Raw genomic sequence first — 13,781 nt, 5'->3', positions numbered from 1 at the left:
CTTGGAGGATTTTTCATGCACCGGCTCTTCATCGTTCCGACGATGATCATCAACTTCGTCATCGTGCTGATACCGGCGCTACTGACGGTCGTACTGGCCTTCTGTAACTGGGACGGCATCTCGACACCGACTTTTGCAGGCCTGGATAATTTCCGGGCGCTGGCTGCAGACAGCGTGTTCTGGTCGGCACTCGGCAACAATATCATCTGGACGATCGTCTTCCTTATCGTGCCGATCGCGATGGGGCTGCTGGCTGCATCGATGCTGCTGATTGTCCGGCGCAGCAGTAATTTCTTCCAGATCGTCTATTTCCTGCCCGTGGTCATTGCCACGGCAATCACGGCACGCGTCTGGCAGGGGATGATCTACAGCCCGGTGACCGGCATCTTTGGCATCCTCAAGAAATACGGCCTAGCCATTCCCAACCCCCTCACCCAGACGTCGATGTCACTGTTCGGCGTTGCCACGGTCGATCTCTGGCATTGGTGGGGCTTTCTCTGCGTCATTTTCTTCGCAGCCCTTCGCCAGGTTCCGCAGGAACAGATCGAAGCCGCCCGTATCGAAGGTGCCACCTATCTTCAGATGATGCGCTATGTGCTGCTGCCCGGCATCCGCCCGACGATCACGCTGCTGATGATCATGACAGTCATCTGGTCGTTCCTGGCCTTCGACTTCGTCTACATCCTGACGCAAGGCGGACCGGCCTTCTCGAGCGAGTTGCTCTCCACCCTGGCCTATCGCAAGGCCTTCTATGACCTCAATGTCGGCCAGGCAGCCGCAGCGGCCATGGTCATCAGCCTCTTCGGACTCGTTGGCACATTCTTCTATGTGCGCATCCAGACACGGGAGGGCGAGCAATGAGGCTGGTCGAAAGTCGCTCTACACTGGTCGTTTCCTACGTCGCACTCGGCATTTTCGCGTTCATCGCGCTGTTTCCGATTGCTTTGCTGGTGCTCAATTCCCTCAAGCCGGCCGCACAGATCGTGCAGAACCCCTTGGCACTGCCCGAGACGATCCGCTGGGAGAACTTTTCAAATGCATGGAAGCATGCCCGGTTCTCCCGAACCTTCATCAACTCGCTGATCGTCAGCGGCACGACCATCCTGCTGGTCTGCAGCACGTCGTCGCTGACCGCCTACGTGCTGGCCCGCAAGAAGATCAAATCTTGGAAAATCCTCACCTTTTACCTGCTCGCGACCACGACCGCACCGATCCAGCTTTACATCTTTCCGCTTTATTTCGGCTTCGCCAAGCTCGGTATGATCAACAACATCTTCGGCGTGGCACTGATCTACACGGCAATTTTCAGCCCGTTCGCAGTCATGCTGCTCAGGACCTATTTCATCGCTGTTCCCAAGGAACTCGAGGAAGCCGCCATCGTCGATGGCGCCACCTCCTGGCAGGTGTTTTCCAAGGTGATGTTGCCGATCGTCTCGCCCGGCATCCTGACCGTGGCGCTGATCATCGGGCTGAATTCGTGGAACGAATTCCTGATCGCCACGACATTCCTGCAGAAGCAGGACAACGTCACCGCCGTCATCGGCTTCTATCTGCTTTCCGGCCAGTACAGCTCCGACTGGGGTGAGATCATGGCCGCAGCACTCATCATCGTCGTGCCCGTGGTTGCGCTCTTCGTCTTCATGCAGAAGCGCTTCATCGAAGGCATGGCAGGCGGCTCGGTCAAGGGCTGAGCCAAACCGAATTCATCTCTGGAGTATCATCAAATGCAGCTTCCCAACGACTATCTCGAACGTGTCTATGCCGGCGTCCTCGGCAAACTGGTGGGCGTCTATCTCGGCCGGCCTTTCGAAGGCTGGACCTACCAGAAGATCATGGAAGAGCTCGGCCCGATCGAATACTACGTGCACGAGCGCCTCAACCAGCCGCTGGTGGTCACTGACGACGACGTTGCCGGTACCTTCACGTTCGTCCGCGCGCTCGAGGATTATGGCGTCAAGGCCAACCTCTCCGCCGAAGAGATCGGCAAGGCCTGGCTCAACTACATCGTCGAGGAACGCGCCATCCTCTGGTGGGGCGGCAATGGCAATTCGACGGAGCATACTGCGTGGCTGAACCTCAAGAAGGGTGTCCCGGCCCCGGCTTCCGGCTCGATCGCCACCAACGGCCAGGCCGTGGCCGAGCAGATCGGCGCGCAGATTTTCATCGACGGTTGGGCCATGGTCGCTCCCCGCCAGCCGGAACTCGCCGCCAAGCTCGCCGAACAGGCCGGCAAGGTCAGCCACGACGGTGAATCCGTCTACGCTGCAATGCTGTGGGCAGCGATGGAGGCCGAGGCGTTTGGCTCCGCTGATATCGACCACCTCATCGATACCGGTCTTGCGCAGATTCCCCGCGACAGCCTGATCGCCAAGCTGATTGCCGATGTCCGCGCCTGGCACAAGGCAAACCCGGACTGGCGCGACACCCGCCAGAAGATCCAGGACGACTATGGCTACGACAAATATCCCGGCAACTGCCATGTCGTGCCCAACCACGCGCTGATGGTCATGGCCGTACTTTACGCACCACATGATTTCCAGAAGGCGCAGATGATCGTCAACACATCGGGCTGGGATACCGATTGCAACGCCGGCAATGTCGGCTGCCTGCTTGGCATAATGAACGGCCTTGAAGGACTGGACGAAGGTCCGGACTGGCGCGGCCCGATTGCCGACCGGATGCTGATCTCCTCGGCCGATGGCGGCAACTCGATCAACGACGCCGTGCGGCAGGCCTATTACCTCACCAATCTCGGCCTCGAACTCGCCGGCGGCCAGAAGCTGGACGCGCCAAAGGATGGTGCACAATTCCACTTCTCCCTGCCCGGCAGCCAGCAAGGCTTCCGCCCGCAGACTGGGCTGGACGTAAGCCAGGCGGTCCGCGTTGGCAGCGTAGAGTTCGAAGGCAGCCAGGCGCTGTCCATCACCTACGAAGCACTCGGACCAGCACAGATCGCCGCCGTCACCAGCCCGACATTTTCGCCGCGCGAAATGCTCGACATGCGCACCTATGACCTGATGGCGACGCCGCTGGTCTATCCCGGACAGGTCGTCAAGGCTCGTGTGATCGCTGCCGCCGCCAACAAGGGCATAGTCGAAGTAAAGCTGCGCGCCCGCATCTATGACGAGCGGGACCAACTCACTGATATCGAAAGCGCGCCCGTAAAGATCGAGGCCGGCAAGGAGGCCGTGCTCGAATGGACACTGCCCGATGCCGGCGGCCAGCCTATTGCCGAAATCGGCCTGGCCATTTCCAGTACCGGCAAGCGTGCCGACGGCAAGTTGGTGCTCGACTACCTGCGTTGGGATGGTGCACCTGCCTTCACGTTGAAGCGTCCGGCCGGCGACGGTGACTTCTGGCGGATGTCCTGGGTCAACGGTGCGAGCTTCTTCTCCAAGCGCTTTCCGCAGGCGTTCCGCATCGCACAGAACAGCGGTGAAGGCATCATCATCCATGGCACACGCCAGTGGACCGACTATCAGGCATCCGGCGATGTGATGATGCATCTCGGAAACTACGGCGGCATGGCCGTGCGGGCACAAGGCTTGCGTCGCTACTACGGCGGCCTCGTTACACGCGACGGCAAGATGCAGATCGTGCGCGTCCGCGACGAGGACACGAAAGTCCTGGCCGAAACCGCATTCAAGACCGAGTTCGAAAAGCCGATCTCGATGCGGGTAGCAGCTCAGGGCGACACGATCACCTTTGAAGCCGATGGCATCTCGCTGTCGGTGGACGACAGCAGCCCCGAAGCCTTGAACGACGGTGGCATCGGCCTTCTGGTGCATGAAGGCGCCCTCTCTGCCAACGAAATCCGGATCGGGGCCGTCTGATGGCGACCGTCAACATCGACAAGGCCCGCAAGGCCTATGGTGCGGTCGAGGTGCTGCATGGCGTCTCGGTCGACATCACGGACGGCGAGTTCGTCGTCCTCGTTGGTCCATCCGGCTGCGGAAAATCGACGCTGCTGCGCATGATCGCAGGCTTGGAGGATATTTCCGGCGGTACGATCAGCATCGGCGGGCGGGTCGTCAACGACCTGCCCCCCAAGCAACGCGACATCTCGATGGTGTTCCAGAATTATGCGCTCTATCCGCATATGACAGTGGCCGAAAACATGGCCTTCTCGATGACGCTTGCCGGCGCGCCGAAAGCGGAAAAGGCCAGACGCGTCTCCGATGCGGCGCAGATCCTTGGCCTCACGCCGCTGCTGGAGCGATATCCGCGCCAGCTCTCCGGTGGCCAGCGCCAGCGCGTCGCCATGGGACGCTCGATCGTGCGCGATCCCAAAGTGTTCCTGTTCGACGAGCCGCTCAGCAATCTCGACGCAAAATTGCGCGGCGCCATGCGCGCAGAGATCAAGAGCCTGCATCGCCGCCTCACGACTACCACGGTCTACGTCACCCACGACCAGGTCGAGGCCATGACCATGGCCGACCGGATCGTCGTGATGAACGAGGGCCGGATCGAGCAGATCGGCGCGCCGCTCGAACTCTATGACAATCCGCAAAGCGTATTCGTTGCCGGCTTCATCGGCTCGCCATCCATGAACCTGCTGAACGGAACATTCGAGACCAGGGAAGGCGCACCGATCTTCAGGATCAGCGAGGATGTCTGGCTTCCCGTCCCGGCAGGCATCCGGCAATCACCTGGAGCATCCGGCATCTATGGCGTTCGGCCTGAACATCTCGGCATAGCGGCGCCGGGTCAAGGCATCGCCGCGAAAGTGATCGTTGTCGAACCGCTCGGCCCCGAAATACAGGTGATGATGTCAGCGGGCGATCAAACCCTGGTCGCTGTGTTCCGCGACCGGGTGAACGTCGAGCCCGACCAGATGTTGTCCCTGACGCCACAGATGGATCGCGTCTGCCTGTTCGATGCCCACGGCAAGAGACTCGTCGCCCGCGCCTGATCATAGGGTGATGGCCATGCGGTGCGTGGCCATCCCGCCGATATGTGGATCGCGCATTTACCCGACCCACGCGACATTGCTATTGATCGGCACGATATGCCAGTATTAGGTCATGACAACAACGCAGAACGCCTTCGACACCCAGCCCCATCTGACCGGGAAGACCCTTGTTCTCAGGCCATTGCTGGCCGAGGATTTCGACGGCCTCTATGCCGCCGCAGGCGACCCGGAAACCTGGGCCGGGCACCCCGCCAAGGATCGTTATAAGAAGGAAGTCTTCCAGGGCTATTTCGATTACCTGGTGAACAACGCCACACTCGCAATCACCGAACGTGAGACCGGGAAGATCATTGGATGTTCCCGCTACTACAAAGCGCCCGACCAGCCCAATGACATCTCGATCGGCTTTACCTTCCTCAACCATGCGCATTGGGGCGGGGTCACGAATTTCGAGTTGAAGTGCCTGATGCTCGATCATGCCTTCGAGACATTCCAGACCGTGTGGTTCCATATCGGCCCCACCAACATCCGCTCGCAAAAGGCCACGGCAAAGCTCGGCGCGATCCACGTCTATGACGCAACGCTGGATCTTTCGGGGACACCCACCGAATGGGCATGTTTCAGCTTGAGCAAACAGGACTGGCAGAAGGCGCGCGATCTGAAGCTTTCATGGCCGCGCATATCGCTCTCAGCATCGGCCTCGCATTGATGTTCACGCCGCTATTTACCGTCAGTCTGGGATCACTGCCGCCAAACCTCTACTCGCACGGCAGTGCGATGATCGGCACCACGCAGCAAGTCGCTGGCGCTGCCGGCACGGCGTTGTTCGTGGCGATCATGACCTTGAAGGCGACGAGCGCATCCGCTGGTGGCGCGACCATACTCGCGGCGACGACCGACGGCATCAAGGCTGCATTTCTGTGCGGGGCGATCATTTCGCTCGGCGCTGTGGTCGCGGCCTTCTTCATCAGGAAGCCGAACAATCAACAAGGTGTTGATCACAGGCACTGACGCCGGAGCACAACACTAGAAATACAACATCTGCAGACTTACACATGAGTTGGATCGACCGGGTTTGCGGCGTAGGGCGCGCAGGATTCGCGGACGATCAAGGTCGGGGCGAAGACCTCGCGATTGCCCTCGGCGGCGTCCTGCCGGAGATTTCGCCGAGAAGCGCCGCGATCGATGCTTGTGCCATTTCCAACACGGGTGCCGAAACCACGGTAGGCGGCGATGAACCTGCTCAGGGGCACGCTGGCGCGCACACAGCACCTATGTGAACTGACGCTTCATGCGATCCGAACTTGAATGACACCCGCCAGCTTTGTATGTTGGCCCATGGCGGGCTGCCAATCCCTTCGGGACTGGATCAAGTCGGGTGCATCCCAGGCACATTCTGCCGCGGGCGCGACGCGATTCGACCAATCCTTCCCTAAATCATTTCAGGACCAATGCTATGACGACGGTTTTTCGATCGACCACGCACGATCCGCGCGAGCGCGGGCGAGAATTCGGCTCAATTTTTTCGGCTAAGGTACAGAACAATGTCCGCACCTATCGGGCGATGTTCGATCGGCTGTCGGGGGGTAGCTATGATGTTGCCGCCGCTGGTCGCGAGGCGCTGAAGGCAACGGCTGGCTTCGCCCCTGCCCTCTACGAAGAAATGCTCGGCATCGCCGAAGGTGCTGAGGTCGAGCCGGCGCTGATCGGCGCACTCAATGCCCGCACCGAGATTCTCGGCGCGATCGGCGCCGGCACGCGTGGCGAATGCTCCGCCGTCATCCACCTGCCGCCGGAACTCGACGCACCCGTCGCCGTGCAGACGTGGGACTGGTTCCAGACTTTTCACGATTCGTGGCTGGTCTGGGAAATTCCGCTCGCCGATGGCAGCATGACCAAGACGATGACCGAATATGGCATCGTCGGAAAATCCGGCCTCAACACCCGCGGCCTTGGGCTGCTTTTCACCATCCTGCACCACACAGCCGATGGCGCCGGCATCGGCGTGCCGGTGCATGTTGCTGCGCGCTGGACGCTCGACACTGCCAGGGACATTTACCGTGCCGGCCAGTTGCTCGCGAGCGCAGTGGTCTCGGCATCGAGCTCGATCAACGTCGTCGCCTATGAGCACAAGATCGGCAAGGCGATGTCGGTCGAACTGCATCCCGGCGGACCGAGCTTCATCCTCCCCGACGCAGCCGGCTTCATCATCCATACCAATCATTTCCTGGCCCCCGGTCCTGCCGCGCACGACACCGAACCCAAGAGCTTTCCCGATACGCTGCTACGCCATGATCTGCTCCGCCGCCGGCTGGGCACCTTCGCGCGACCGACCACCGACGATGTGCTTGCGGTCATGAAGAGTCTCGAAGGGGGCGAAGGCGCGGTGTCCTGCCATCCCGAGCCGGGCGATGATCCGACAACCGCCTATGCGACCCTATCCACCGTCATCCTCGATGTGAAAAACGGTGAGCTCAAGGTGCTGAAAGGTGGTCCCTCCGCACATTGAACGCGCCAACGATATGTTTCGGCGTCAGGAATGCTTGGTGTTCTTGGCCAGTTGCCACTCACCTGTCGCATCCGGCTCGACGCGCTTGTTGCCGCGGTAGAAGATTGGCAACCCGGTTTTCTTGTCGATCGAGAAGCGGCTGGGCGCATATTTGTCGGCCTCGCGGCCATTGACGGCGAGGTTGAGCGCATCCTTGAACTTACCGGTCTTGCACAGGTTGCTGAAGAGAGTTTGGTCCATCGTTTGCTCCAGTATCCGCTGACGGCCCATGGACTGGCTGGAAGGGCTGACTAGGTCAGCCCTTCCAGCCGTACTACAGGTTCCGCTATCCTTGCCGTCTGTTATCGCGGTCTAGTGCAATCGACCAGTCCCTTCAAGCCGTTGCGTAGCGATCGGGCGCCGCTACGCGTGGCTCATCACCTCAACGCGCCGGGTGAATATCCAATCCCTTTCTCGCCATGTCGCGCGCAAGATCGGTCAGCAGACCAGCGGCAACCGTCATGCGCGCAAGGTTCAAGTCGCCGCTGTCGCTGAGGCCCGAAAGCTCTTCGGCAATGCGGTTGATGCGGACACGATCTTCAGCGTGCCAGGCCCGTACCGGCAGCTTCTCCTTGCCGTGGTTGGTGAGTGCGGCAATGACGATGTCGCGCCGGCAACTGGCGATCTGGTCGATGCTGCGGGCAAGTGCGAGATTTTCATAGTGGTCCGAGGTGACGATTTTGCTGCCTGCGACGAGAAGACGCCCGACCCGGAAAGTCTGCGACACGGCGAAGTAGCTTTCGGCGGCGCGGGTCAGCGGTTCGCCCGTACGATCGGCAATCTGCATGATCTCCGGCACCAATGCGAGGCTCAGGAGACCGGCAATCTCCGCGGCCAGTTTCTCCGGCACTCCCGCGTGCTCATATTCGGTCTGCCGTGCGGTAATCTCCGGCGGTAACTGGGTGGCGAAGATCGGCTTCAGCTTCTTGAAAGCGACCTGGATCCGGCTGACAACATCAGACATATCTCCCTTCATCATATCGGTCTTCAAGAGCAGACGGGTCAGCACGGTGAAGATCTGGCCGATTTCCTCATAGATGCGGTTCTGCATCTCGCCGGAAATCGTGCCATCCAGCGCGTCCGTCTCAGTCCAGAGACGCGTCAGGTCGAAGCCGTCGCGGGCAACGATCGAGGCGCACACCACGTCTGGTGCCGAGGCCGCGGTCGCGTCCATCATGCTGACGGTGAAAGCCGGGCCACCACGATTGATTGCCTCATTGGCAAGGATGGTGGCGACAATTTCGCGCTTCAGGCGGTGGCTGGCGATGTCGGCCTCGTTCGATTTCTGCATCTTCGCCGGAAAGTATTGGGCAAGGGTCGCAGCGAAATAGGGATCGTCTGGCAATGGACTTGCCACCAGTGCATCGAACAGCACGATCTTGGCATAGGACAGCAGGACGCCGATCTCCGCACGCGTGAGCGGCTTTCCGGCGGCGTAGCGTTCGGAAAGGGTGCTGTCGTCCGGCAGTGTCTCGACCTTGCGGTTCAAGAGCTTGGCGCCTTCGAGCACGGTCATGAAGCGTGCCAGCTCCAGTCCGTTTGCCGTACCCTTGCGCTCGACCAGAGAAATCGCCAGCGATTGCAGATAGTTGTTGCGCAGGACGAGTGCTGCCACCTCCTCGGTCATCGACGGCAGAAGCTGGTCGCGCTTTGCCCGCGTCAGCCGTCCGTCATGCATGGCAGCGGCCAGCGCAATCTTGATGTTGACCTCGACGTCGGAGGTATTGACGCCGGCGGAATTGTCGATCGCATCGGAATTGCAGCGACCGCCCTTCAGGCCATAGGCGATGCGCCCCCTCTGCGTGACCCCAAGGTTGGCCCCCTCGCCGATCACCTTGGCGCGCACCTCGTCAGCGGTGATACGGATCGGATCGTTGGCGCGGTCGCCGACATCGGTGTCCGTTTCCGAAACCGATTTGACATAGGTACCGATGCCACCGAACCAGAGCAGATCCACCGGGCTCCTGAGGATGGCGGTAATGATCTCGAACGGCGTCGCCACCGTCTTGTCTATCCCGATCGCCGACGCTGCCTCCTGTGTCAGCGTCACGGATTTCGAGGCGCGCGAAATGATCATCGCGCCCTTCGACAGAATGCTCTTGTCGAAATCCTGCCAGCTGGACCGGGCAAGGTTGAACAGCCGCTGCCGCTCGGCGAGTGTCTTTTCCATATCCGGATCGGGGTCGATGAAGATGTCGCGGTGGTCAAAAGCGGCGACGAGCCGGATTTTCGGCGAAAGCAGCATGCCGTTGCCGAAGACATCGCCGGACATGTCGCCGACACCGGCCACCGTGAACGGCGTGGTCTGGATATCGGTATCCATCTCGCGGAAATGACGCTTGACGGTTTCCCAGGCGCCGCGGGCGGTGATGCCCATCTTCTTGTGGTCGTAGCCCGCTGAGCCGCCGGAGGCGAACGCATCGTCCAGCCAGAAACCTGCTTCCTGCGCGAGCGCATTGGCCGTGTCGGAGAAGGTTGCCGTTCCCTTGTCGGCTGCGACGACGAAATAGGGATCGTCGCCGTCAAGTCTGACAGTATCGTTCGGCGGCACGATGTCGACGCCCGAGATGTTGTCGGTGATCGACAGCAGCGTGCGGATATAGGTCTTGTAGGCTTCGCGGCCGGTATTGAAGATCTCGTCGCGGCTGCCGCCGACCGGGAGCTTCTTCGGATAGAAGCCGCCCTTGGCGCCGACCGGCACAATCACGGCATTCTTCACCTGCTGCGCCTTCACGAGGCCCAGCACTTCCGTCCTGTAATCCTCGGCACGATCCGACCAGCGCAGGCCGCCGCGGGCCACCTTGCCGAAGCGCAAATGTACACCTTCAACCTCAACGCCATAAACAAAGATCTCGCGGAACGGTCGTGGTTCCGGCAGCCCGTCAACCAGCTTCGGATCGAGCTTGAAGGCAAGCATTGCCTTCGGCGAACCATCCGGATTGCGCTGGAAGTAGTTGGTGCGCAGCGTCGCGTCGATGACATTGACGTATCGGCGAAGGATGCGATCGTCATCGAGGCTCGGCACACCGGCAAGTGCAGTTTCGATCGTCGCGTGTAGCTCGCCGAGCGTCTTGAGGCGGGCCCCTTCTGTGAGCTTGATGTCCAGCGCACCGTGAAAGAGACGGAACATGGCGGCGGCGATATCGGGATATTTATCCAGCGTCGTTGCGATGTAGTCCTGCGAATAGGCGATGCCGGCCTGCCGGAGATAGCGTGCGTAAGCGCGAAGAACGTTGGTTTCGCGTGCCGAGAGTCCTGCGGACAGGATCAGCCGGTTGAAGCTGTCATTGTCGATCGTGCCGTTGAAGGCAGCGACGAAGGCCTCCTCCAATGCCGCACCGTAACGTCCGAGATCGATTGCGCCACCGCTGCGGACTTCGATCGTCATGTCATGCAGCACGACGAGCCTCGTCGCACTCGCGCCCGCCGGCACTTCGATATCGAATGTTCGCTCGCTGACGACGTTGAAGCCAAGATTTTCCAGCAGCGGCACGCGACGTGACAGTGCCAGCTGGCCGCCGGCATGGAAGATCTTCAGTGACAGCGCCGGGCCCTGCTCTTCCTGACGATAATAGAATTTGATGCGGATCGGTTCGCCGTTGGCGCAGGCGAGGATATTGGCGAGATCGGATACCGTTTCTTCCGGCGTGAAGGAATCCTGAAAGGCATTGGAAACGCCGATGGCCGGCGCCTTGTATCCAGACAGGGCCTGGAAACGCTCGTCCCAGCGCGCGGTGATGCCGCGGATCGTGTCTTCAAGCTTCGCCTGGGAAATGCGTGGTGTCTCCCCGCCGGAACGGCCGATGATGAAATGCACGCGCGCAACCCCGCCCTCGGGAAAGGCCGGATAATAGGCGGAGACGCGGCCGTCATAGACCGTCTTCAGATAGGTGCCGATCTTCTCGCGGACGATGGAATCGTATTCCTCGCGCGGCACGTAGACGATGACCGAGACGAAACGATCGAAGTGGTCGATGCGCGGCAGCACCCGCACCCGCGGCCGGTCAGCCAGATCATTGATCTGCTCCGCGAAGCCGGCGAGCAAAGTGGTGTCGATCTGGAAGAGGTCGTCGCGCGGGTAGGATTCCAGCGTGTTGGCCAACATGCGGCCCGAATGGCTCATGGGATCGAAGCCGAAATGGGCCTTGACCCGCTCGACCTTGGAACGCAGCAACGGAATCTCGTCAGCGGCCGCCGTATAGGCCGTCGAAGTGAAAAGTCCGACGATGCGCAGCTCGCCAGTAACATTGCCCTTGTCGTCGAAGCGCTTGACGCCGACGTAATCCATATAGGCACGACGATGCACGACCGATTTGACGTTGGCCTTGGTAACGATCAGAAAATCGGGGCCATCGAGAAAGGCGAGGATTTCCGGCGAGGTGGTCACGGCATCCTTGCCCGTTCGCAAGACGCGGACGTCCGGATCCGACAGGATGCCGAGCCCGGCGCCCTTGTCGCGCTCGACTTTGGCATCCAATCCCTTGCCGGAATAGATGTATTCCCGCATGCCGAGGAAAGTGAAATTCTCGTTGCGCAGCCAGCTGAGGAAGGCGATCGCCTCGTCGCGATCGGCCTTCTTGCGACTGGCGCTATAGGCCGACAACTCCTCGATAACGGTGTCCACCTTGGCAAGCATCGGCTTCCAGTCGGAGACGGTAAGCCACACCTGTTCCAGCACCGATTTCAAACGCTTCAGCAGGTCGGCAGATTGCTCTGTCGACAATGGAGCGAGATGAATCTGGATGTGGCTGACGCGATTTGCCTCAGCACCGCGACGTTCGGCGGAATAGAGTTCCGGAGGCTTGCCATCCTCCAACACCAGGATTGGATGAACTGCCATGGAGAGATCGCGATAGCTGCTCGTCACTTCGCCCATGACCGATTCGTAGAGGAAGGGCATGTTGTGGTCAGTCACGGAAAGCACCGAGACAGCCACTCCGCCCGGCTCGACATTGGCCAGCGCGGAGATACTGACATGGGGCGCCTTGCCTTTCCATTTGGCCAGTTCGCTAGCGGAATGCATGGCCGAGTGGGCCAGCATGTCCGGGGTGTAGAGCTTAAGATCGTCGTCGCTGGCCCTGTTGAAGAGAACTGTCGGGTCGAGGTAGCGTTGGCCGGTCGCTGCGGCAATTTCTCGTGCAACTTCGAACTTCTTTTCCCGCTTGGGATCAAGTCTTTCAGCCATTGGTCGCTCCTCCGATTGGCGTGTTCTTTTTGGCCACGATACAAGCAGATCGTGACGACAGCCACTTCTCAAATCATAATTCGACAATTAGCGCTTTGCGCTCCAATGACGAAGGGGACAGAATCGCTAGCCCATCAGCAACAACCGCCTAAATGCAGAAATTATTTCCGCGTGCGGCAGCAGTTTGCTAGTGTTGAATCTCATATTCGGGAGCCAGATCAGTGAACATTGGCGTAATGGGAGCCGGCGCGGTCGGATGCTACTACGGAGCACTGCTCGCACGGGCTGGGCATCGTGTCACTCTCGTAGGGCGACAGGCCTTTGTCGATCGCGTCGCCACCGACGGCTTGCGATTGGATATGGGCGGGACTGGCGACCGCGTGCAAGTGATTGCCTCGACCGACACTTCCGCCCTGGCAGACGCTGACATCGTGCTGTTTTCGGTGAAGTCTACCGACACGCAAAAGGCAGGCTATGCACTTGCTCCCCACCTCAAGCCAGAGGCTGTCGTGTTGACGTTTCAGAACGGCGTTGACAATGCGGAGCGGCTGGAAATCGTGCTCAAGCGGCCCGTTATCCCCGCGGTCGTTTATGTTGCGACCGAGATGGTTGGCCCGGGTCACGTCAAGCACAACGGTCGTGGCGACATCGTCATTGGCCCTTTCTCGCAGAGTGCCAACGTTGCCAAGACATTCGCGGCGGCCGGCATTCCAACGACCGTATCCGACCACGTTCGAGAGGCTCTCTGGGGAAAACTGATCATAAACTGCGCCTACAACGCTCTCTCGGCTGTTTCGCAGGTGCCATATGGCCCGATGACGAAGGTCGACGGCGTAAGCGAAGTGATGACCGACGTTGTCCTCGAATGCGTTGCCGTCGCAAGGGCATGTGGCGTGGCCGTTCCCGATCCTGACTTTGAAACGATCTTTGGCATCGCCCGGGCAATGCCGAACCAGTTTTCCTCCACTGCCCAGGACATGATGCAGCAGAAGCCGACCGAGATCGACTATCTCAATGGCTACGTCGTGAGGAAGGGGCGAGAGTTCGGAATTCCCACCCCGGCAAACCGGGCGCTTCATGTGATGGTCAAGCTACTGGAATCAAAGCGCTTCGGCATACCTGACTAATACGCGACG

10 protein-coding genes are annotated in these 13,781 nt (G+C 60.2%); 8 read left to right on the top strand and 2 right to left on the bottom strand.

What is annotated here, in order from left to right; all coding sequences use genetic code 11:
- Positions 1 to 15 precede the first annotated feature (15 nt).
- The 7 genes from ACXHRN_RS07930 (at position 16) to ACXHRN_RS07900 (ending at position 7,421) form a co-directional block, all read left to right on the top strand.
- Positions 16 to 861 carry a carbohydrate ABC transporter permease gene (locus ACXHRN_RS07930; RefSeq protein WP_488640777.1) on the top strand — a complete coding sequence of 282 codons (846 nt, stop codon included), beginning with the start codon at positions 16 to 18 and terminating at the stop codon, positions 859 to 861.
- Positions 858 to 1,691 (top strand): carbohydrate ABC transporter permease, encoded by an 834-nt coding sequence (locus ACXHRN_RS07925; protein WP_488640776.1) that lies wholly within the window; start codon positions 858 to 860, stop codon positions 1,689 to 1,691. Before ACXHRN_RS07930 ends, ACXHRN_RS07925 begins: the two co-directional genes overlap by 4 nt.
- Before the next feature lie 33 nt (positions 1,692 to 1,724).
- Positions 1,725 to 3,833 carry an ADP-ribosylglycohydrolase family protein gene (locus tag ACXHRN_RS07920; protein ID WP_488640775.1) on the top strand — a complete coding sequence of 703 codons (2,109 nt, stop codon included), beginning with the start codon at positions 1,725 to 1,727 and terminating at the stop codon, positions 3,831 to 3,833.
- Entirely contained in the window at positions 3,833 to 4,912 is a 1,080-nt protein-coding gene (locus tag ACXHRN_RS07915) for an ABC transporter ATP-binding protein (RefSeq protein WP_488640774.1), read from the top strand. Before ACXHRN_RS07920 ends, ACXHRN_RS07915 begins: the two co-directional genes overlap by 1 nt.
- Positions 4,913 to 5,024: 112 nt before the next feature.
- A complete protein-coding gene (locus ACXHRN_RS07910; protein ID WP_488640773.1) occupies positions 5,025 to 5,621 on the top strand; it encodes a GNAT family N-acetyltransferase in 597 nt (198 codons plus the stop codon).
- Positions 5,582 to 5,923 (top strand): hypothetical protein, encoded by a 342-nt coding sequence (locus ACXHRN_RS07905; protein WP_488640772.1) that lies wholly within the window; start codon positions 5,582 to 5,584, stop codon positions 5,921 to 5,923. Before ACXHRN_RS07910 ends, ACXHRN_RS07905 begins: the two co-directional genes overlap by 40 nt.
- A gap of 445 nt (positions 5,924 to 6,368) precedes the next feature.
- Complete coding sequence (locus ACXHRN_RS07900) at positions 6,369 to 7,421, top strand: C45 family autoproteolytic acyltransferase/hydrolase (protein ID WP_488640771.1); 1,053 nt, start codon at positions 6,369 to 6,371, stop codon at positions 7,419 to 7,421.
- A gap of 24 nt (positions 7,422 to 7,445) precedes the next feature.
- On the opposite strand, the gene ACXHRN_RS07895 is transcribed toward ACXHRN_RS07900, so the two are convergent.
- Positions 7,446 to 7,661 carry a hypothetical protein gene (locus ACXHRN_RS07895; RefSeq protein WP_488640770.1) on the bottom strand — a complete coding sequence of 72 codons (216 nt, stop codon included), beginning with the start codon at positions 7,659 to 7,661 and terminating at the stop codon, positions 7,446 to 7,448.
- A 181-nt stretch (positions 7,662 to 7,842) separates the two neighbouring features.
- On the bottom strand, positions 7,843 to 12,645 hold the full coding sequence (locus ACXHRN_RS07890; RefSeq protein WP_488640769.1) for an NAD-glutamate dehydrogenase: 4,803 nt from the start codon (positions 12,643 to 12,645) through the stop codon (positions 7,843 to 7,845).
- 221 nt (positions 12,646 to 12,866) lie between these two features.
- Between ACXHRN_RS07890 and ACXHRN_RS07885 the strand changes: the two genes are divergently transcribed.
- Positions 12,867 to 13,772, top strand: coding sequence for a ketopantoate reductase family protein (locus tag ACXHRN_RS07885; RefSeq protein ID WP_488640768.1), 906 nt, complete (start codon positions 12,867 to 12,869; stop codon positions 13,770 to 13,772).
- Positions 13,773 to 13,781 lie beyond the last annotated feature (9 nt).

The organism is Shinella sp. OV683, assembly GCF_057787725.1.
Note: the sequence above shows the minus strand (reverse complement) of the source record. Positions and strands in the feature narration are given on the sequence as shown.

Excerpts from the sequence above, each read along its gene's own strand:
- ACXHRN_RS07920 (WP_488640775.1), top strand. The coding sequence starts at position 1,725 with ATGCAGCTTCCCAACGACTATCTCGAACGTGTCTATGCCGGCGTCCTC.
- ACXHRN_RS07910 (WP_488640773.1), top strand. The coding sequence starts at position 5,025 with ATGACAACAACGCAGAACGCCTTCGACACCCAGCCCCATCTGACCGGG.
- ACXHRN_RS07925 (WP_488640776.1), top strand. The coding sequence starts at position 858 with ATGAGGCTGGTCGAAAGTCGCTCTACACTGGTCGTTTCCTACGTCGCA.
- ACXHRN_RS07915 (WP_488640774.1), top strand. The coding sequence starts at position 3,833 with ATGGCGACCGTCAACATCGACAAGGCCCGCAAGGCCTATGGTGCGGTC.
- ACXHRN_RS07900 (WP_488640771.1), top strand. The coding sequence starts at position 6,369 with ATGACGACGGTTTTTCGATCGACCACGCACGATCCGCGCGAGCGCGGG.
- ACXHRN_RS07895 (WP_488640770.1), bottom strand. The coding sequence starts at position 7,661 with ATGGACCAAACTCTCTTCAGCAACCTGTGCAAGACCGGTAAGTTCAAG.
- ACXHRN_RS07930 (WP_488640777.1), top strand. The coding sequence starts at position 16 with ATGCACCGGCTCTTCATCGTTCCGACGATGATCATCAACTTCGTCATC.
- ACXHRN_RS07890 (WP_488640769.1), bottom strand. The coding sequence starts at position 12,645 with ATGGCTGAAAGACTTGATCCCAAGCGGGAAAAGAAGTTCGAAGTTGCA.
- ACXHRN_RS07905 (WP_488640772.1), top strand. The coding sequence starts at position 5,582 with ATGGCCGCGCATATCGCTCTCAGCATCGGCCTCGCATTGATGTTCACG.